Source organism: Microbacterium sp. ER1, from assembly GCF_023383675.1.
Lineage (GTDB): Bacteria > Actinomycetota > Actinomycetes > Actinomycetales > Microbacteriaceae > Microbacterium.
This window is the reverse complement of record NZ_QCXO01000138.1, coordinates 342945-362059: the sequence shown is the minus strand read 5'-3', so window position 1 is coordinate 362059 and position 19115 is coordinate 342945. Positions and strand designations below refer to the sequence as shown.

Below are 19115 nucleotides of genomic sequence, written 5' to 3'. Positions count from 1 at the left end.
TCGCGAACCGTGACGGAGGTCCCCGGGGGGACGAGGCCTCTCCCAGATAAGCTCCGCGTCGATATCGACGCGGAGCTTCTGGAGTTGGCCCTCACCCACCGCTCCTACGCGTACGAGCACGGCGGCATCCCGCACAACGAGCGTCTCGAGTTCCTCGGCGACTCGGTGCTGGGTCAGGCCGTGACCGTCATGCTGTTCACGCGGCACCCCGAACTCGACGAGGGGGAGCTGGCGAAGCGCCGGGCGAGCGTCGTGTCGACGGTCGCGCTGGCGGAGGTCGCTCGCGGCATCGATCTCGGCAGCCACCTGCTGCTTGGGCGCGGTGAGGAGCAGACCGGTGGGCGGGACAAGGACTCGATCCTCGCGGACACCATGGAGGCCGTCATCGGCGCCACCTACCTGTCCGCCGGGCCCGAGGCCGCGACGGCGCTCGTCCTGCGTCTGACCGAGCCGCTGCTCGCCGACCCCGAGCGGTACGGCGCGGCGATGGATCCGAAGACGAGCCTGCAGGAGCTCGCAGCCCGTCTCGGCGCCACGCCGCCGCAGTACTCGGTCGAGGCCAGCGGCCCCGACCACGACCGGCGCTTCACGGCGACCGTCGCCGTCGGCGACGTGCGCATGACGGGCGCCGGCAGCAGCAAGAAGACGGCGGAGATGGCCGCGGCCCTCAGCGCCTGGCGCACGCTCAGCGAGCGTGCCTGAGCTCCCCGAGGTCGAGGTCGTCCGCTCCGGCCTCGCACCGGCCGCCGTGGATGCCGTCATCACGGGCGTCAGCGTCTTCGACGAACGCGCCCTCACCCGGCACACCGCCGGAGCCGCGGACTTCGTCCAGCGTCTGGAGGGTCGCCGCTTCACCGCGGCCGCGCGGCGCGGCAAGTTCCTCTGGCTCCCCGTGGACGATGGCGACTCCGCTCTGATCGCGCATCTGGGCATGAGCGGCCAGATGCTGCTCCGCGCGCCGGACGCGCCGACCGAGCGCCACGAGCGCGTCCGCCTCGGGATCGAGCATCCCCGGCACGGCGAGCTCGCGATCGTGTTCGCGGATCAGCGGACGTTCGGCTCCCTTGCCGTCGACGCTCTCATCGCCGACGGCCCCTCCCGCATCCCGACACAGGTCGCGCACATCGCTCGCGACCCGCTCGACCCGTTCTTCGACGACCGGGTCTTCCGGGCCGCTCTCGCCCGGCGGCACAGCGCGATCAAGCGGGTGCTGCTGGACCAGGGCGTGGTGAGCGGCATCGGCAACATCTACGCCGACGAGTCGCTGTGGGCGGCCCGCATCCATCCGGAGACACCGGCCGACGCTCTGCCGACCCGAGCCGTGAATCGCCTGCTCGCGGAAGTGCGGTCGGTCCTGCAGAAGGCTCTCGCCGAGGGCGGCACGAGCTTCGACGCCCAGTACGTCAACGTCAACGGGCAGGCCGGTTACTTCGCGCACTCCCTGAACGCCTACGGGCGCGGAGGGAAGCCCTGCCCGCGCTGCGGCACGCCGATCACCCGTGCCGCTTTCATGAACCGCTCTTCGCACTTCTGCCCGCGCTGCCAACGGAGGCGCTGACCGGGGCCGAGTCGCGCGTGGCGGGCCGGACGGACCCGGCCCGCCACCGTCTCACGCCGGAGCGAAAGCCCGATCCAGCAGCGGGCGGGTCGCCCAGGTGCTCGCCCACACGACACCGATGCCGACGGCGACGACAGTCGCGATCGTCATCAGCGAGAGGGGCGCGACGATCAGCGCGATGCCCACCAGCGGGAACACGAGCACGGCAGCGCACAGCGCGGATCCGACCGCCGTGACCAGCAGTGGCGACATGATCGCGCGACGGCGCGCGCGGTCCACGGTCTCGACGGGCATGCCCAGATGGTGCAGGCTTTCGTGCAGGTCGCTCTTGTCGAGCACGTCCGAGGCCTGATTCACGCCGACGGAGGCGGCCACCATGAGGAACGACCCGATGAGGGTGATGATGAGCCCGGTGCGGATGTCCTCCGCGAGCGCAATGCTGGACGGATCGTCGCTCGCCCCGATCGTGTCGAGGAGCGCGACGCCGGTGCCCGCGAAGACGGCCATGAAGCTCGCCATCGCGATGCCGCCGACCTGACGCCAGGCTGCCTTCGGGGAGTCGAGAACGAGGCGGGCCGCGAGCAACCGCTCCGGGCGCTCCGCCCGCCGGAGCTGGCGCCCCGCCGAGACCTTCAGCACCCACGGACCGAGCAGATTGAGGACGCTCAGCGCGAGGGCGAACATCGCAGCGAGCACGGCGATCGTCGCCACGACCCCGCCGATCATCGGGAACACCTTGATGAGCGCGAACGCGATGGCGATGCCCGCGACCGCGATGACGGCGCGGATCCAGTGCACGTTCGTCGGCGCCGTGCGCGTGCGGACCCCGAGCGGCGAGATCACGACCCGACGCAGCCCCACGACGGCGCTGCCCGCGGCGAGCAGCAGGACGCCGCCCACGACGGCGGCGATCATCACCGGGGAGAGAACGACGGCAGCCAGGCCGAGCGGCTCGCCGCGGAACGGTATCAGACCGATGAGCGGACTCAGGGCCAGGTGACCCCCGATACCGATGACGGCGCCGGCGGCGGCGACGAGGACCGACTCGACCACCGTGGCCGTCGTCACACCACCCGGGGTCACCCCGAGCAGCCGCAGCGTGGATAGCCTTTCGTCGCGGCGCCGCGCGGACAACCGGGCGGCGGCGCCGCCGAGCGAGGTCAGCGGCACGACAAGCAGGACGAGAGCGATGGCGGCGAGGCCCTGATAGAGAACAGCCTCGTCGTCGGTCCAGGTCCAGAAGGCCTGGGCCCCGCCGACGACGGTGAGGACCAGGGTCGTGACCACCGCGAAGGCGACGATCGGCAGCGCGAGGACGCTACGCTGGCCGGGAGCCGGGCGCAGGAGCAGGCCGAGGACGGAGAGATTCATGCGTTCACCGCCGAGCCGAGGATGCGGCCGTCCCGGACGGCGACGGTGCGCGTGCAGCGTGCGGCGACGTCGGCGTCGTGTGTGACGACGATGAGGGTGCGGCCCTGCCCGGTCGTGGACCAGAGGAGAGCGTCCATGACCTCGGCGGAGGTGTGCGAATCCAGAGCGCCGGTCGGCTCGTCGGCGAAGACGAGGTCCGCACCCGTCGCCTGGGCTCTGGCGATGGCCACGCGCTGCGCCTGTCCTCCGGAGAGCTCGCCGATGCGCCGTTCCTCCATACCGCCGAGACCCAGCGCCGCGAGCCACGACGCCGCGCGGGGGAGGGCGTCCTTCTTGGCGACGCCGTTGATCATCGAGGCGAGGGCGACGTTCTCCACCGCCGTCAGCTCGGGGATCAGCAGTCCCTGCTGGAAGACGAACCCGAAGCGCTCGCGACGCAGCCGGGAGCGCGCCGCCTCACCCAGCGCGGTCACGTCGATGGCCGTGCCCGTCGAGGGCTGGAAGACCACGCGGCCGCTGTCCGGTGCGGTGATTCCCGCCAGCACATGCAGGAGTGTCGTCTTCCCCGAGCCCGACGCGCCCATGATGGCGACGGACTCGCCACGGTGCACCGCGAGGTCGACACCGGCGAGGGCGTGGGTGACGCCGTAGGTCTTGACGAGGGCGTGGGCTTCGATCACGGGAGTGTTCATGCTCCCAGCCTCGCCGTGGGGCCGTGCCGGTGTCGTCGGCCCGGCGGATGAAGCTGAGCGGTGGCCGTCATCCGGGAGGATGACGGCCACCGCTCGTCGTCAGATCTTCTTCTGCCACGCCCCTGCGTACGACACGGCCACGAAGCCGATCGCCTCGTTGATGTCGAGCATCGGCCGGTTCTCCTCCGCATTGAAGGTGGAGACCACGGTCGACCCGGGGACGAGCTCCCGCCAGCGCAGGAGGTTGGCGCATTTGACGATCGTGCCGAGGCGGTGACCGCGGTGATCCTTCGCGACCAGCGTCCCGAACTGGTGGGTGGTCCCGGACTTCTCCGCGCCGATCAGCAGCTCGTTGTACGCGACGAGCGTGCCGGTGGGGACGTGCTCCACCGCCACCACGGAGACGGTCTGACCAGCGCCCGTGAGACGCGCATCCCGGCGGATCACCCGCTCCGCGTCGTACACCTCGGCGACGAAATCCATATCGCCACTGGGCGCATCGGTCGACAGCCGGGCGAGGACAGCGGCATACCCGTCGCGGAGCTCCGGCGGGGTGGGCAGCTCCCACTCGACCACGCGGTAGTCCGGCCCCGCGGCCGCGAGGGCCGCATCCAACGCGCGGCGCAGGGGCTCCGGATCGGCGCGCAGATCGAGTTCGCTGTTGCGCTCGACCTGCTCCAGGGTGAAGCCGTGGGCCTCGGCGACATCGCTCAGCGGTGTCGCCGGGATCCGTCCCCAGCCGGTCCGCGGCTGGAGCATGCGATCGGCCTCCTCGGGCCGGTGCAGGGTCCAGATCTGCAGGACGCTCCGGCCGCGCGCCCTGGCCTCGGCCTCGGCGCGGTCGAGCAGCGCGTCCTCGACACCGCGTCCGGCGTGGGCGGCCGGGACGAGGAGATCGAGCTCGGCGGCGCGCGCGTCCTCCTCCTGCGGGAAGGACACCGTCACCATGCCGATGATGTCGTCCCCCTCCCTGGCGACGAATCCGAGGTCCAGCGCATCGGAGTCGTCCTGCCAGTTGGGCAGCATCTGCGCGGCGTCCGGCGCGAGGTCGGGGAGACCGACCTGCTCGTCGCAGATCTGTCGGTTCAGGGCGCCGTACGCGCGGAAGTCCGCGGCGTTCGCATCGTCGAGGGTGGCCGGGACGATCAGCGGCGTGATCGTCAGTGCGGCGGTCGTCATGTCAGGTCCTTCGTGTCGGAGGGAGGAGGAGGTGCCGGGTGTCCCGGCGCCCGTCCGCGGGTAAACGGACGGATGCCGGGTCGGCGTCGATGCGGTCGTCATCGCCCGGTCAGCGCATTCCGCGCTGCATGTCGTACATGAGGAGGGCGTGGGATTCCGCGGCCGAACGGTGACGCTGCTCTCCGACGAGGAACAGGTCTCCGGGATCGACGGTCCACGACCGGCGCGGACGGCGGGGCCGCTGCGCCCGCTGGAACAGCCAGAGGCCGATCCGGAGCGAGAGGCGGTCCGCGATGCCGAGCTCACGGAGCTCGTCGTCGCGGGGGATCTGGAGGACCTCGCGGTCCTCGGTATCGGGCGGATGGGTGGTGCTGCGTGACAGCGTGATGTTCACGATGGTTCCTTCGAAAGGGGTGGATGGGTGCGGAAGCACCACGTCAGGACCGAGTCGTCGGCCGCGGCGGGTGCGGACGAGAGCAGCGCCTGCGGAGCCGCGGAATGCGGAGGCCGGAGGCGGCGGGGATCCATGATCCGAGGGGATCAGAGGGTGGGACGCGACAGAACAGGCGGGAGAAGACCCGGATCGGGCCTGCGTTCCCAGGCTGCGGTTCTAGCCGAGCGAGCCGTGACGGACGCCGGCGGTCACCGATGCCGCGAGGCGCGGCGCAAAGTGCGCGGGCGCGGCGAGGCCAAAGGCCTCTGCGGTGTGCTGAGTGATCATCATCGGTAACCTCCTTTCGTGTGGCGATCCGGAGGCCACCGTAGCGAAACTCTCAGGAGATCGTCAAGCAGTTCGTGGTAGCACCGGCGTGTCGCGGTGGAGGCGGGGTCCGCGACGACCGCGCGGGATACCGGCCGTTCCGCGGGATTCCGGTAGCGTAGCGGCGTGAATCTCCCCGGACGAGCGGTCGCCCCATGCACCTGAAGAGCCTGACGCTCAAGGGGTTCAAGTCGTTCGCGCAGCCCACGACCTTCGTGTTCGAGCCCGGCGTCACGTGCATCGTCGGACCGAACGGCTCCGGAAAGTCCAATGTCGTCGACGCCCTCGCATGGGTGATGGGGGAGCAGGGAGCGAAGACCCTCCGCGGCGGGAAGATGGAAGACGTCATCTTCGCCGGCACCTCGACCCGTGGTCCCCTCGGGCGCGCCGAGGTGCAGCTCACGATCGACAATGCCGACGGCGCGCTGCCGATCGAATACGCCGAGGTCACCATCAGCCGCACGCTCTTCCGCAACGGCTCCAGCGAGTACGCCATCAACGGCGAGAGCTGCCGTCTGCTCGATGTGCAGGAGCTGCTCAGCGACTCCGGCCTGGGTCGGGAGATGCACGTCATCGTGGGTCAGGGGCGGCTCGACACCGTGCTCCAGGCCTCGCCGGAGGATCGCCGCGGCTTCATCGAGGAGGCGGCCGGCATCCTCAAGCACCGTCGTCGCAAGGAGAAGACGCTGCGCAAGCTCGACGCGATGGAGGCCAACCTCACGCGTCTGAGCGACCTCGCCGGGGAGATCCGCCGACAGCTCAAGCCCCTCGGGCGCCAGGCGGAGATCGCGCGCGAGGCGCAGACCATCGCCGCCGTCGTGCGCGATGCCAAGGCCCGTCTGTTCGCCGACGACGTCGTGGCGCTGCGCACGGCCCTCGCGGACCACACCCGGACCGAGCAGGAGCGGCACACCGAGCGTCTCGTGCTGTCCGACCAGGCCGAGACGGTGCGCGCCGGGATCGCTCGGCTGGAGAAGAACCAGAACTCGATCGCGGTCGACGAGGCACGCAGCGTCGCGTTCGGACTCGAACAGGTGCAGGAGCGGATGCGCGGGCTGTACACGCTCGCCAACCAGCGCCTCGCGCTCCTCGGGTCCGAGGAGGACGACGCGGCCGTGACCGCGGTGACCGTCACGCAGGCGACCATCGACGAGGCGAAGGAGGACATCGAGACGATCTCCTCCGGCCTGGGCGACGCCCAGGACGCCGCGGCCGCCGCCAGCCGCGAGGTCGTGAACGCCCGTGCCGAGCTGGACACTCTCGACGTCGACATCGCGGAGCAGAGCGCGCTCGTCTCCGAGTACGACATGCGGCTCTCCTCGCTCCGCGGGAACGCCGATGCGGCCGGGTCCGCACTGGCCGCCGTCCGCGGTGCGGTGCTCCGTCAGGAGAACGCCCTCGAAGCAGCGCACGCCCGGCGGCGTGAGGCCGAAGAGGCCCTGGAGGCGATCGACGACGCGGAAGCTCCCGAGGGCACGGCCGTCGAGTATGCCGCCGCCTACGAGAGCGCTCAGCGTGCGGCGACGGCGGCGGAGGCGGAACGGGAGAGCCTTCGCGAGCGCCTGCACGCCGCGGAGCGCGAGGTCGACGCCCTCACGGCGAAGGCCGCCGCGTTGAGCAGTGCGCTGTCGCTCTCGGGAGGTGCCGCCGAGATCGTCGCGGAGGGCGGCCCCGGAATCCGCGGTCTCGTCGGCGATGCCGTGCAGGTGCGGGCGGGATACGAAGCCGCGATCGCGGCCGTGCTCGGTCCGCTGGCCGAGGGTGTGCTGGTCGGTTCCGCGGAGGACGCGTTCATCCTGGCGGCGGAGGCCGCGGAGCGCCGCCGTGGGGTGGTCGACTTCGTGGTCGCCGAGGCCCCGAGGGAGCGGGCGCCGCACCCGGCCGTCGACGGCGTGATCGCCGCGACCGAGACGGTGACCGCGCCGGACGGCGTCCTCGGGATCCTGGCGCATGTGCTCATCGCCGACGACCTCGATGCGGCGCGGGCCGCACGGCGCGCTCTGGACGCGGCAGGTGACACCGCGACCACGATCGTGACGACCGGGGGCGACGTCATCACCGCCCAGACGCTGCGGACCGGCTCCGGAGGGGAGCGCTCTCGCCTCGAACTCGCGGCCGAGCGCGATGCCGCGACCGAGCGGCTCACCGAGATCCAGATCGTCGTCGACTCCCTGCGCGAGGCGCGCATCGACGCCGACGAGGCCGTGGAGGAGACGCGGCGGCAAGCGAAGGACGCGCTGCGCGCGCTCCGCGAGCACGACGCCGCCCTCGCGACGCACGAGGAGCAGGTCAACAAGGTGACCGTGCGCCATGAGGCCGCTGTCGCCGAATGCGACCGTCTCGAGACCGGCCTCGCCCAGGCGCAGGCCGCCGTGGCGGACGCGGAGGCGAAGGCGGAGACCGCGAAGGCGGAGCTCGACGCTGCCGTCGCGGCGCCGCGTCCGGTGCTCGACGCGTCGGCGCGGGATGGACTGCTCGAGGCGCTGGAGCGCGCCCGCGAGGGCGAGGTCCGCGCCCGCCTGGAGGTCGAGACCCTGCGTGAGCGTGTCCGTGCCGCGCAGTCCCGGGTGACCGCGTTGGAGCGGCAGCGCGAGCAGGAGCGGGACGCCGCCGCGGAGGCCGCCCGCCGCGCTGTCATCCGCCGGGCGCAGCGCGAGGCGGCGTCCGGAGTCGTGGACGAGCTGCCGCGCATCCTCGACTCCCTCGACCGCTCGGTCACCGAGGCCCGTGTCGCCCTGGCGGAGGCGGAAGCCGCGCGGTCGGCGCAGAACGAGGAACTGGTCGCTCTGCGCGCCCAGGAGTCGTCGCTGCGGGAGCGTCTGGCCGGGCTCACGGAGAGCGTGCACGGCCTGGAGCTGCAGATCCACGAGAAGAAGCTCCACCTGAACAGCCTCTTGGAGCGCGTGTCCTCGGAGCTCTCGCTGGACGAGGACGTGCTCGTCGCCGAGTACGGTCCTGATCAGCTCGTACCGCGGGATCCCGGGGCGGAGCCGGCCGACGGCGAACTGCTCGACGACACCGCGATCCCGTTCGACCGGCGCATCCAGCAGCGGCGCCTCGCGGACGCGGAGCGGAAGCTCGCCCAGCTCGGGCGGGTCAACCCGCTCGCGCTGGAGGAGTTCGCCGCCCTGGAGCAGCGCCATGCTTTCCTCACCACGCAGCTCGCGGACCTGACGCAGACCCGGCAGGACCTCTTGACGATCATCGCCGACCTCGACGAGCGCATGCAGACGATCTTCGCCAGCGCGTTCGAGGACACCAAGGAGGCGTTCGGTCAGGTCTTCCCGCTGCTGTTCCCCGGCGGCACGGGCAGCATCTCGCTGACTGATCCGGAGAACATGCTGACGACGGGGATCGAGGTCTCGGTCCGTCCCGTCGGGAAGAAGATCGAGCGGCTGTCGCTGCTGTCCGGCGGCGAGCGGTCGTTGGCCGCGGTGGCGCTCCTGGTGGCGATCTTCAAGGCGCGCCCCAGCCCGTTCTACATCCTCGACGAGGTCGAGGCCGCCCTGGACGACGCGAACCTCGGCCGGCTCCTCACGGTGTTCGAGCAGCTGCGCGAGAGCTCCCAGCTCCTCGTCATCACGCACCAGAAGCGGACGATGGAGATCGCCGACGCGCTCTACGGCGTGTCGATGCGTCAGGACGGGGTCTCCGCGGTGGTCGGGCAGCGCGTCGGCGACCGCGCCGCCGCCGCCGTCTGACTCACCCCGGGCACGACTGCGGAGATCGTGGCCCCCACCTGGCGTGTCGACGGTCGGATCCGGCGTGTCGCCCGCGGTCCCCGAAGCTGTGCTCGGACGGACCCGGGGCGGGTCACATCGTGAGGGACTGTTCGAATGCGGTCACGGCGGCGGGGAACCCGGGGTGGTCCTGGGGGCGGTGAGCGAAACCGGAGAGGACGATGTGCTCGGCCCCGACATCGACGAGCCGTCGGGCGATGAGCTCGTACTCCTCGTTCCAGCCGCCGGTGACCACGAGGGTCGGCACCCCGGCGAGAGAATGCTCCCGGATGCCGTGTCCCCAGGGGAGATTCGCGGTCGCCCAGTGCTCCGCGACCGCCCGTTCGTCCGGCCAGGACTCGCGGTGCAGCGGGCCGCTGAACATGAGCGGGCGCAGGATCGACCAGAAGCCGTAGAGGTCGTCCTCGGCCGCGCGTGATCGCGCCTCCGTGACCACGGCGATATGCCGCTCGATCGGTGCGTCACCGCGAGCGATGTCGTACAGGGCGGGCTCGACGAGGACGAGGCCCGACACCCGCAGACCGTCGGCGAGGGCGCGGACGGCGGTCACCGCGCCGATGGAGTGGGCGAACAGGAGCGGCGTCCGGTCACGTTCTTCCTCGACGAGAGCGCCCGCCTGCGCTTCGACGGACGACTCCGGCGGGAAGCTGAGGAAGGTCCCCGACTCCGGACCCTGCGAGGGCCATGCGGCGGTGCCGCGCCTCCCGGCGCCATGGAGGAACACCCGGTGCGGGAGCGGCGCGCGGTGCATCCCTGGATGCTACCCGTAGGCTGGACGCATGGCAGAGAAGTCCTGGTCTCTCGGTCGCGCGCTGCGCGGCATGTTCGTGAAGCCCACCATCGACGAGACGACGTGGGAAGACCTGGAGACGGCGCTGATCACGGCGGACTTCGGCCCCGACATCAGCGAGCGCATCGTCGAAGAGCTGCGCGACAAGGTCGCGAAGTACCGCACCACCGACCCCAAGGACCTCCAGCGCATGCTGCGGGAGACCCTGGAGGAGCACTTCGCGAAGTTCGACACCACGCTCAAGCTCACCGAGCGCCCGGCCGTGGTCCTCGTCGTCGGGGTGAACGGCGTGGGCAAGACGACCACGATCGGGAAGTTCACGAAGTTCCTCCGCGGGTACCAGCGGAGCGTGGTCGTCGGCGCCGCCGACACCTTCCGTGCCGCCGCCGTCGACCAGCTCGCCACCTGGGCCCAGCGCGGGGGAGCGGCGATCGTCCGCCCGCAGCAGGAAGGCCAGGACCCGGCTTCCGTCGCTTTCCAGACCGTCGAGTACGCGAAGCGCGAGGGTATGGAGATCGCGATCATCGACACGGCGGGACGCCTGCACACCAAGGGCGGCCTCATGGACGAACTGGGCAAGATCCGCCGTGTCGTGGAGAAGCAGGCTCCCATCAGCGAGGTGCTCCTGGTCCTCGATGCGACGACGGGGCAGAACGGCGTCATGCAGGCGGAGACCTTCCTGCAGCACGCCGGCGTCACAGGTCTCGTGCTCACCAAGCTCGACGGCTCGGCCAAGGGCGGCTTCGTGCTCGCGGTGCAGGAGCGCACGGGCATCCCGGTGAAGCTCCTCGGCCAGGGCGAGGGCATCGACGATCTGACCGGTTTCACGCCGCACGTCTTCGTGCAGGCGCTGGTCGGCTGACACAGGGCTTCCGCCCCGAGCACCAGGCTGGTTTCATAGCGTTATGGCGATCGAACACGACTACTTCGGACTGCTGTCGTCGGGCCCCGACGGCTCGATCTTCTGGTCGGAGACGGTCGAGCTCGGCGACCAGAGCGTGACCGTGGATCTGACGGCCCCGGACCAGGACGACGTCTCCGCCGACGCCCTCGACATCGCCGCCGGGCTCATCGCCGGCCTGGAGAACGTGGACGCGACCGCACGGCGCGGGATGCTCGCCGAGGTGGACGACCGCACGAGCGAGGTGACCGAGTACATCCTGCAGCAGCAGGAGGTGTTCGGCGACGACCTCCCCGACGTCCTCATCGACGTGTCCGGGGACGCGGCCGTGGACATCATCCGATCGCTGCGCCTGATGAGCATGACGATCCTCGCGGACGAGCACGGCGGCTCCGAGCCGTTCGCCGTGCTGGAGTACGCGCTCGACGACAGCGCCACCGACGACGTGCTGCTCGTGAACCTGGGCTCCGACGGCAGCGTGCAGTCGGTCATGAGCGCCGACTGACCGCCGCTGGTCAGACCGCCTGCGCGAAGCCGAGGTCGGCGCTCTCCGCGATGTGCGCGAGGTGCGCGGGGATCTCCCGTCCCTTCGAGGTCATCGACTGCGCCCAGAGCCGTCCGGCCCGGTACGAGGAGCGCACCAGCGGCCCGGCGAGCACACCGAGGAAGCCGATCCGCTCCGCCTCCTCCTTGAACTCGACGAACTCGGCCGGCTTCACCCACCGCGACACCGGGAGATGACGCGGCGTCGGGCGGAGGTACTGGGTGATGGTGATGATGTCGCAGCCGGCGTCGTGGAGGTCCTGCAGCGCCTGGACGACCTCCTCCGGCTCCTCGCCCATGCCGAGGATGAGGTTCGACTTCGTGATGAGTCCGGCGTCGCGGGCCTGGGTGAGAACGTTCAGCGACCGCTCGTAGCGGAACGCCGGACGGATGCGCTTGAAGATGCGGGGCACGGTCTCCACGTTGTGCGCGAACACCTCCGGACGGGCATCGAAGATCTGGCCGAGGAAGGCCGGGTCGGCGTTGTGCTCGTTGGCCAGCAGCTCCACGCCGGTGTTCGGGTTCAGCTCGTGGATCTTGCGCACCGTCTCGGCGTTCAGCCAGGCACCGGTGTCGGGGAGGTCGTCGCGGGCCACGCTCGTGACGGTCGCGTAGCGGAGGTTCATCCGCTGCACGCTCTCGGCGACGCGTCGCGGCTCGTCGGTGTCGTAGTCGGCGGGCTTGCCGGTGTCGATCTGGCAGAAGTCGCAGCGACGCGTGCACTGCGACCCCCCGATGAGGAACGTCGCCTCGCGGTCCTCCCAGCACTCGTAGATGTTCGGGCAGCCGGCCTCCTGGCACACCGTGTGCAGATCCTCGCTCTTCACGAGCGAGTGCAAGGCGGAGTACTCCGGCCCCATCTTGGCCTTGGTCTTGATCCACTCGGGCTTGCGCTCGATCGGGGTCTCGGCGTTGCGGATCTCGAGGCGGAGGAGCTTGCGCCCCTCGGGTGCGGCGGTCATGCCGGGACTCCTGTCAGGTCGGGTGCGTGCGCGGTGCGGAAGGCGTCCTGCACGGCGTCGACGAGGTCGAGCGGGCCGACCACGCGGCCGGACACCTCGCTCACCGTGGTCACGCCGGCGTCGGTGATGCCGCAGGGGATGATGTCGCGGAAGGGGGCGAGACTGTTGTCGCAGTTGATGGCGAAGCCGTGCATGGTCACGCCCTGCTGCACCCGCACGCCGATCGCGGCCACCTTGTCCTCAGAGAGCGGTCGGCGCACCCACACACCGCTGCGCCCCTCGATCTGGTGCCCGTCGACCCCGAACGGACGCAGCACCTCGATGAGGATCCGCTCCAGACGCCGGACGTGTGCGACCACGTCCATCGGCTCCGGCAGCCGGAAGATCGGATACCCGACGAGCTGCCCCGGCCCGTGCCAGGTGATCTTCCCGCCGCGGTCCACGTCGATGACCGGGGTCCCGTCCTGGGGGCGCTCGTGGTCCTCCGTGCGCTTGCCCGCGGTGTAGACGGCCGCGTGCTCGAGCAGGATGAGCGTGTCGGGGCGGGCACCGGACACGACGTCCGCGTGCACGCGGCGCTGCAGGGCCCAGCCGTCAGGATAGGGGACAGGGGTCGGCATGAAGCCGGGGGTGAGGATGTCGAGCATGCGTCGTCGCTTCCCTCTAATACATGGATTGCGTCCAACAATACATCCTCGTCCGGGGTGCGGCGCGGCGCGCGGTACCGTGAAGTCATGAACCGGACTGGTCGCGCCGGCCGCCCGAAGGCCTCCTCGCGCGAGACCCTCGCCGAGGCCGCCTGCGAGCTCTTCCTGGAGCGCGGGTACGAGGCCACGTCCATCGCGGACATCACGCAGCGGGCGGGGGTCAGCCGGTCGAGCTTCTTCAACTACTTCACGTCTAAGAGCGACGTGCTGTGGTCGGGTATCGATGAGCGCATCGGCGTCGCCACCACCGCGCTGGACGACCTCGGCCGCGAGGCCACGGGGGAGCGGGTGCGGCTGATCCTCCACGGCATCGTGCAGGACTTCGCGCCGGATCCTCTGGCGCTGGCCCTGCGGAACGCGGCGGCCATGGCCCTCGAGGAGGAGCTGGTGCGGGAGACGGGCGTCCGTCTGGCCCGCCTCTCCGCCGCCATCTCCCGAGCGGCGTGCGCGGCCGGGATCGACGTCATGCGCGCCGACGTGCTCGGGGCCGCGCAGGCGGCCGCTGTCATGTCGGCGCTCCGGGTGTGGGCGGAGGAGGGCGCCGGCCGCGGCACTCCGGAGTCCGTGCTGCACGAGGCCCTCGCCCGCGTGCACGATCTCCCCTGGCGGGACTGACCGCGGTCGCGAGACCCCGGTTTCGCGCCGAGGCCCCGGCGTGCTCACGCATGCCGGGCGGGGTCTCGACAGCGAGGCGGGGTTTCGGCGAGCCGCCTCCGTGCCGCGCTGAGCGTGGAGGCTCCGCTCGCGTAGAATCGTAGGCACCATGGCTACCTTTGGCACGCTCTCCGATCGGCTCACCGACACCTTCCGCAACCTGCGCACGAAGGGAAAGCTCACCGCCGCCGACGTCGACGGCACGGTGCGCGAGATCCGTCGCGCCCTGCTCGATGCCGACGTCGCGCTCGCGGTCGTCAAGGACTTCACCGCCAAGGTGCGCGAGCGCGCTCTCGGCGACGAGGTCAACAAGGCGCTGAACCCCGCGCAGCAGGTGGTGCAGATCGTCAACGAGGAACTCGTCCAGATCCTCGGCGGTGAGCAACGGCGCCTGCAGTTCGCCAAGACGGCGCCGACCGTGATCATGCTCGCCGGCCTCCAGGGTTCGGGAAAGACGACGTTCGCCGGCAAGCTCGCCAAGCAGCTCGAGAGCGAGGGCCACACGCCGCTCCTCGTGGCGGCCGATCTCCAGCGTCCGAACGCCGTGAACCAGCTCCAGGTGGTCGCAGAGCAGGCCGGAGCCACCGTGTACGCGCCCGAGCCCGGCAACGGCGTCGGCGATCCCGTGAAGGTTTCGCGCGACGGTGTCGAGCACGCCCGCCGGCAGCAGCACGACGTGGTCATCATCGACACCGCCGGCCGCCTCGGTGTCGACGCCGAGCTCATGAAGCAGGCCGCCGACATCCGCAAGGCGGTCAACCCGGACGAGGTGCTCTTCGTCATCGACGCGATGATCGGTCAGGACGCCGTCAACACCGCCAAGGCCTTCCAGGAGGGCGTGGACTTCACCGGCGTCGTGCTCTCCAAGCTCGACGGCGACGCGCGAGGCGGAGCGGCGCTGTCGGTCGCCTCGGTCACGGGTCGCCCGATCATCTTCGCCTCCACGGGCGAGCGGCTGGAAGACCTCGAGCCGTTCCACCCCGACCGGATGGCGAGCCGCATCCTCGACCTCGGCGACATCCTCACCCTCATCGAGCAGGCCCAGCAGGCCTTCGACGAGGAGGAGGCACGCAAGGTCGCGGAGAAGCTCGCGAACGAGGCCTTCACCCTGGAGGACTTCCTCGAGCAGCTCCAGCAGATGAAGAAGATGGGCTCGATGAAGAAGATGCTCGGGATGCTCCCGGGCATGGGCCAGATGAAGCAGCAGCTCGAGGACTTCGACGAGCGCGAGATCGACCGCACCGAAGCCATCATCCGGTCCATGACGCCGGTCGAGCGTCGCAACCCCAAGATCCTCAACGGCTCGCGCCGTCTGCGCATCGCGCGCGGTTCCGGCATGACCGTCACGGACGTCAATCAGCTTGTCCAGCGCTTCGAGCAGGCCGCGAAGATGATGAAGACGGTCGCCCGTGGCGGCACGCCGAACATCCCCGGCATGGGCCCGGTGCCCGGCATGGGCAAGCCCGGCGCCTCGTCGAAGCGCGGCAAGAAGGGCAAGGGTGGGGGCGGCAACCGCTCCCGCTCCGGCAACCCCGCGAAGCGCGCGGCGGAGAACGCCGGCCTCGCGGCCTCGTCGGCACCGACCGGCTCGGGCTTCGGCCTCGGCGGGGGAGGCGCGGCCCCCTCGGAGGCGGACCTCGCTGAGATCCAGAAGCTGTTCGGCAAGGGCTGAGCGGCCGGGACCTCAGCGCACGGCGACCGGCGCGGCCGAAGGATCGACCGTGGTCGCGGGCGTGCCTCGCGGCCGTGCCGCGAACTGCCCGCCGACGAGGGCGGCGAGCGTGATCACGATGCCCGCCACCTGGACCAGGGTGAAGCTCTCGCCGACCACGAGCACGCCGAGCAGCGTCGCGACGATCGGTGAGAGCAGCGCGAGGAGCCCGGGCACGATCACGGGCAGGCGCTGGATCCCGCGGAACCACAGTGTGTACGCGACGATCCCTCCCGCCGTCGCGAGCCAGAGATAGCCGAGGAGCGCATCGGCGTCGAGGGCAGGAGGCGGGCCTTCGACCGCGAAGGTGAGGGGGAGGAGCAGCAGTCCTCCCGCGGTGAGCTGCCAGCCGGCGTAGGCCACCGGACCGACGCCGGCGGGGCGTCCCCAGCGCTTGGTGAGGATCATCCCGAGGCCGGTCGCGGTCACCCCGCCGAGAGCCGCGACGAGGCCCCAGAGGTCCAGCGCGGCGGCAGGGCCGAGGACGACGAGGGCGACCCCCGCCGCTCCGAGCACGGCTGCCGCGGCGGACACCGGGCGGATGCGCTCTCCAAGCACGAGCGCTCCGAGTCCCAGGACGATGAGCGGCTGCGCTCCGGCGACGGCGGCGGCGACCCCACCGGGGAGGCGCTCAGCCGCGAGGAACAGCAGCGGGAAGAACGCGCCGATGTTGAGGGCGCCGAGCACGACGACCCTGCCCCACCAGGCGCCGTGCGGCAGGCGCCGGGCCAGCAGCACCGCGAGGAGACCCGCAGGAAGCGAGCGGAGGAGGCCGGCGAGGAGCGGATGCCCGGCGGGGAGCAGCTCCGTCGTCACCAGGTAGGTCGTACCCCACGCCGCGGGCGCGAGGGCCGTGACGAGGGTGAGCGTGAGGCGGTTCATGCTCCCAGCCTGCGCGCCGCATTCAGATGAGTCCAACGCATTGTTGTCACGCTATCCATGACGAGCGATCATGGAGCTATGGAACTCCAGCAGCTGCGATATGTCGTCGCCGTGGCGGACACCGGCTCGTTCACCCGCGCGGCGGAGCGCTGTCACGTCACGCAGTCGGCGCTCAGCCATCAGGTCGCCGCACTCGAACGCGAGCTGGGCGTGCGGCTGTTCGCGCGCACCAGTCGCAGCGTCCGTGCGACCGAGTCCGGAGAGGCGTTCCTCCGCTCCGCGCGTCCCGCGGTGCGCGCCGCGGATCAGGCGCGGGAGGATGCCGCGGCCGCTGCGGGCGAAGTCGTCGGAACGCTCCGGCTCGGGATCATCCCCACGGTGACCGCCGTCGACGTCCCCGCGCTCCTCGTGGCCTATCGCACCGCGCATCCGGCCGCCCGCGTGGAGCTCCGCGAGGGGAACAGTGACGGCCTCATGGCCGCGATCCGTCAGGGCGACCTCGATGTCGCCTTCCTCGGACTTCGGGAGGGCGTGGAGCCCCAGGGTGTGGCGTCCCGACCCCTGTCCCACGAGCCGCTGGTAGCGGTGCTGCCTCGCGGGCACCACCTTGCCGCGAAGCGGAGGGTGCGCCTGAGCGACCTCGCGGACTCCGCTTTCGCCGACTTCCCCGCCGGAACCTCGGGACGCGCGCAGAGTGACGCGGCATTCCTGTCCGCGCGGCTCGAGCGGGACGTGGCCTTCGAATCCGACACGGCTGCGAGTCTGATCGGCCTGGTCGCTGCGGGCCTCGCCGTCACGCTGCTCGCGCCCGGGGTGGTGCGGGGCTATCGAGACGTCGTCGACACGGTGGCCATCCAGGACGGCCCCGTTCGTGTCGAGCACCTGGCCTGGGACGCCGCCGCACCGCGCAGCGCCGCCCGCGCCTTCCTCGACATCGTCGCCACGGCCTCCTGAGCCGATGTTCCGGCTGCACGACCCGCGAACGGATGCACGACGGAATCCCCGGAACGGGCGGGCCACCGTATCCGGATCGTGCAGGCGACTCCGCAGAACGTTGAGCCGGAGACGACGAGGCGGGCCCGGGAAGAACCCGGACCCGCCTCATCGTGTGGTGATCAGCGCACGTCGTCGTCGACCCAGTCCATCGACTTGGTGACGGCCTTGCGCCACAGGCGCAGCTGGCGGTCGCGCTCGGCCTCGTCGAGCGAGGGCTCCCAGCGGCGGTCCTCCTGCCAGTTGGCGGACAGGTCGTCGAGGCCGCTCCAGAAGCCGACCGCGAGGCCCGCGGCGTAGGCCGCACCGAGCGCGGTGGTCTCCGCCACGACCGGACGCACGACCGGGACGCCGAGGATGTCGGCCTGGAACTGCATGAGCGCGTCGTTGGCGACCATGCCGCCGTCGACCTTGAGCTCGCTGAGATCCACTCCGGCGTCCGCGTTGACCGCGTCGAGCACGTCGCGGGTCTGGAAGGCCACAGCCTCCAGCGCAGCGCGCGCGATGTGGTTCTTGTTCGCGTAGCGGGTGAGGCCGACGATCGCGCCACGGGCGTCCGGACGCCAGTACGGTGCGAACAGACCCGAGAACGCCGGGACGATGTACACGCCGCCGTTGTCCTCGACCTTCTCGGCCAGCTCCTCGACCTCAGGGGCGGAGGAGATGATGCCGAGCTGGTCGCGCAGCCACTGGATGAGCGAGCCGGTGACCGCGATCGATCCCTCCAGCGCGTAGTGCGTGGGCTGGTCGCCGAGCTTGTAGCCGACGGTGGTGAGCAGGCCGTTCTTCGAGCGGACGATCTCCTCGCCCGTGTTGAAGATGAGGAAGCAGCCCGTGCCGTAGGTGTTCTTGCTCTCGCCCTTCTGGAACGCGGCCTGCCCGAACGTCGCCGCCTGCTGGTCGCCGAGGATGCCGGCGATCGGCGTCTCGCGCAGCAGCGACGAGCTCTCGGCGGCACCGTAGACCTCGGAGGAGGAGCGGATCTCCGGCATCATCGAGCGCGGTACACCGAACGCCTCGAGGATGTCGTCGCGCCATTCCAGCGTCTCGAGGTCCATGAACATCGTGCGCGAGGCGTTCGTCACGTCGGTCGCGTGCACGCCGCCGTCGATGCCGCCGGTCAGGTTCCACAGGACCCAGGTGTCGGTCGTGCCGAAGAGCAGGTCTCCAGCCTCGGCCTTCTCGCGGGCCCCCTCGACGTTCTCCAGGATCCAGGTGATCTTGGTGCCGGAGAAGTAGGTCGCCAGCGGGAGGCCGACGATCGACTTGAACCGGTCGACGCCCTCGTCGCCCGCGAGGCGGTTGACGATCTCCTGCGTGCGGGTGTCCTGCCAGACGATGGCGTTGTAGACCGGCTTGCCCGTGGTCTTGTCCCACACGACGGCCGTCTCGCGCTGGTTCGTGATGCCCACGGCGGCGATGTCGTGGCGGGTCAGATCGGCGCGCCCGAGGGCCAGACCGATCACCTCCTGGACGTTGCGCCAGATCTCGGCGGCGTCGTGCTCCACCCAGCCGGCCTTGGGAAGGATCTGCTCGTGCTCCTTCTGGCCGGTGGCGACGATGCTGCCCTTCTTGTCGAAGATGATCGCGCGGCTCGACGTCGTTCCCTGGTCGATCGCGATGATGTAGTCAGCCATGTGTTCTCCTTTGAATTCCCGAGCGGTTGAGGGGG

At 70.8% G+C, this 19115-nt stretch carries 17 protein-coding genes; 8 read left to right on the top strand and 9 right to left on the bottom strand.

The window, feature by feature from the left end; genetic code table 11:
* Window positions 1–9: 9 nt before the first annotated feature.
* A complete protein-coding gene (rnc, locus tag BV453_RS15100; protein WP_060923098.1) occupies window positions 10–702 on the top strand; it encodes a ribonuclease III in 693 nt (230 codons plus the stop codon).
* Window positions 695–1558 carry a bifunctional DNA-formamidopyrimidine glycosylase/DNA-(apurinic or apyrimidinic site) lyase gene (gene mutM, locus BV453_RS15095; RefSeq protein WP_025103321.1) on the top strand — a complete coding sequence of 288 codons (864 nt, stop codon included), beginning with the start codon at window positions 695–697 and terminating at the stop codon, window positions 1556–1558. Before rnc ends, mutM begins: the two co-directional genes overlap by 8 nt.
* 51 nt (window positions 1559–1609) lie before the next feature.
* Here the strand turns inward: mutM and BV453_RS15090 are convergent, their stop codons facing one another.
* From BV453_RS15090 to BV453_RS15075, 4 genes are all read right to left on the bottom strand, one after another.
* Window positions 1610–2929, bottom strand: a complete 1320-nt coding sequence (locus BV453_RS15090; RefSeq protein WP_025103322.1) for an FtsX-like permease family protein — start codon at window positions 2927–2929, stop codon at window positions 1610–1612.
* The gene (locus BV453_RS15085) at window positions 2926–3621 is read right to left on the bottom strand and encodes an ABC transporter ATP-binding protein (protein ID WP_249521957.1); all 696 of its coding nucleotides are present in this window, start codon (window positions 3619–3621) and stop codon (window positions 2926–2928) included. The genes BV453_RS15090 and BV453_RS15085 overlap by 4 nt, the downstream gene beginning before the upstream one ends.
* A 99-nt stretch (window positions 3622–3720) precedes the next feature.
* Window positions 3721–4800, bottom strand: coding sequence for a GNAT family N-acetyltransferase (locus BV453_RS15080; RefSeq protein ID WP_249521956.1), 1080 nt, complete (start codon window positions 4798–4800; stop codon window positions 3721–3723).
* A gap of 109 nt (window positions 4801–4909) precedes the next feature.
* Window positions 4910–5194, bottom strand: coding sequence for a hypothetical protein (locus tag BV453_RS15075; protein WP_025103325.1), 285 nt, complete (start codon window positions 5192–5194; stop codon window positions 4910–4912).
* Window positions 5195–5715: 521 nt separating this feature from the next.
* On the opposite strand from BV453_RS15075, the gene smc reads away from it, so the two are divergent.
* Window positions 5716–9261, top strand: a complete 3546-nt coding sequence (smc, locus tag BV453_RS15070; protein WP_249521955.1) for a chromosome segregation protein SMC — start codon at window positions 5716–5718, stop codon at window positions 9259–9261.
* Window positions 9262–9373: 112 nt separating this feature from the next.
* Here the strand turns inward: smc and BV453_RS15065 are convergent, their stop codons facing one another.
* Window positions 9374–10051 carry an alpha/beta hydrolase gene (locus BV453_RS15065; RefSeq protein WP_249521954.1) on the bottom strand — a complete coding sequence of 226 codons (678 nt, stop codon included), beginning with the start codon at window positions 10049–10051 and terminating at the stop codon, window positions 9374–9376.
* A gap of 28 nt (window positions 10052–10079) precedes the next feature.
* Here BV453_RS15065 and ftsY point away from each other — a divergent pair, with 28 nt between their 5' ends.
* Window positions 10080–10952: a signal recognition particle-docking protein FtsY gene (gene ftsY, locus BV453_RS15060; protein ID WP_025103328.1), complete on the top strand. Its 873-nt coding sequence runs from the start codon at window positions 10080–10082 to the stop codon at window positions 10950–10952.
* Window positions 10953–10995: 43 nt separating this feature from the next.
* Window positions 10996–11496, top strand: a complete 501-nt coding sequence (locus BV453_RS15055; protein ID WP_060922216.1) for a DUF2004 domain-containing protein — start codon at window positions 10996–10998, stop codon at window positions 11494–11496.
* Window positions 11497–11506: 10 nt separating this feature from the next.
* Here the strand turns inward: BV453_RS15055 and lipA are convergent, their stop codons facing one another.
* Together lipA and lipB are read right to left on the bottom strand one after the other, a co-directional pair.
* The gene (gene lipA, locus BV453_RS15050) at window positions 11507–12496 is read right to left on the bottom strand and encodes a lipoyl synthase (protein WP_025103330.1); all 990 of its coding nucleotides are present in this window, start codon (window positions 12494–12496) and stop codon (window positions 11507–11509) included.
* Window positions 12493–13143, bottom strand: coding sequence for a lipoyl(octanoyl) transferase LipB (gene lipB / locus BV453_RS15045; protein WP_249521953.1), 651 nt, complete (start codon window positions 13141–13143; stop codon window positions 12493–12495). Before lipB ends, lipA begins: the two co-directional genes overlap by 4 nt.
* Before the next feature lie 87 nt (window positions 13144–13230).
* On the opposite strand from lipB, the gene BV453_RS15040 reads away from it, so the two are divergent.
* Window positions 13231–13818, top strand: a complete 588-nt coding sequence (locus BV453_RS15040; protein WP_062635215.1) for a TetR/AcrR family transcriptional regulator — start codon at window positions 13231–13233, stop codon at window positions 13816–13818.
* A 148-nt stretch (window positions 13819–13966) separates the two neighbouring features.
* Window positions 13967–15529 (top strand): signal recognition particle protein, encoded by a 1563-nt coding sequence (ffh, locus tag BV453_RS15035; protein WP_025103333.1) that lies wholly within the window; start codon window positions 13967–13969, stop codon window positions 15527–15529.
* Window positions 15530–15541: 12 nt separating this feature from the next.
* Here the strand turns inward: ffh and BV453_RS15030 are convergent, their stop codons facing one another.
* On the bottom strand, window positions 15542–16450 hold the full coding sequence (locus tag BV453_RS15030; RefSeq protein WP_249521952.1) for an EamA family transporter: 909 nt from the start codon (window positions 16448–16450) through the stop codon (window positions 15542–15544).
* 78 nt (window positions 16451–16528) lie between these two features.
* Here BV453_RS15030 and BV453_RS15025 point away from each other — a divergent pair, with 78 nt between their 5' ends.
* Window positions 16529–17404 carry a LysR family transcriptional regulator gene (locus BV453_RS15025; protein ID WP_249521951.1) on the top strand — a complete coding sequence of 292 codons (876 nt, stop codon included), beginning with the start codon at window positions 16529–16531 and terminating at the stop codon, window positions 17402–17404.
* Between the two features lie 161 nt (window positions 17405–17565).
* On the opposite strand, the gene glpK is transcribed toward BV453_RS15025, so the two are convergent.
* A complete protein-coding gene (glpK, locus tag BV453_RS15020) occupies window positions 17566–19080 on the bottom strand; it encodes a glycerol kinase GlpK (RefSeq protein ID WP_060922209.1) in 1515 nt (504 codons plus the stop codon).
* Between the last annotated feature and the right edge of the window lie 35 nt (window positions 19081–19115).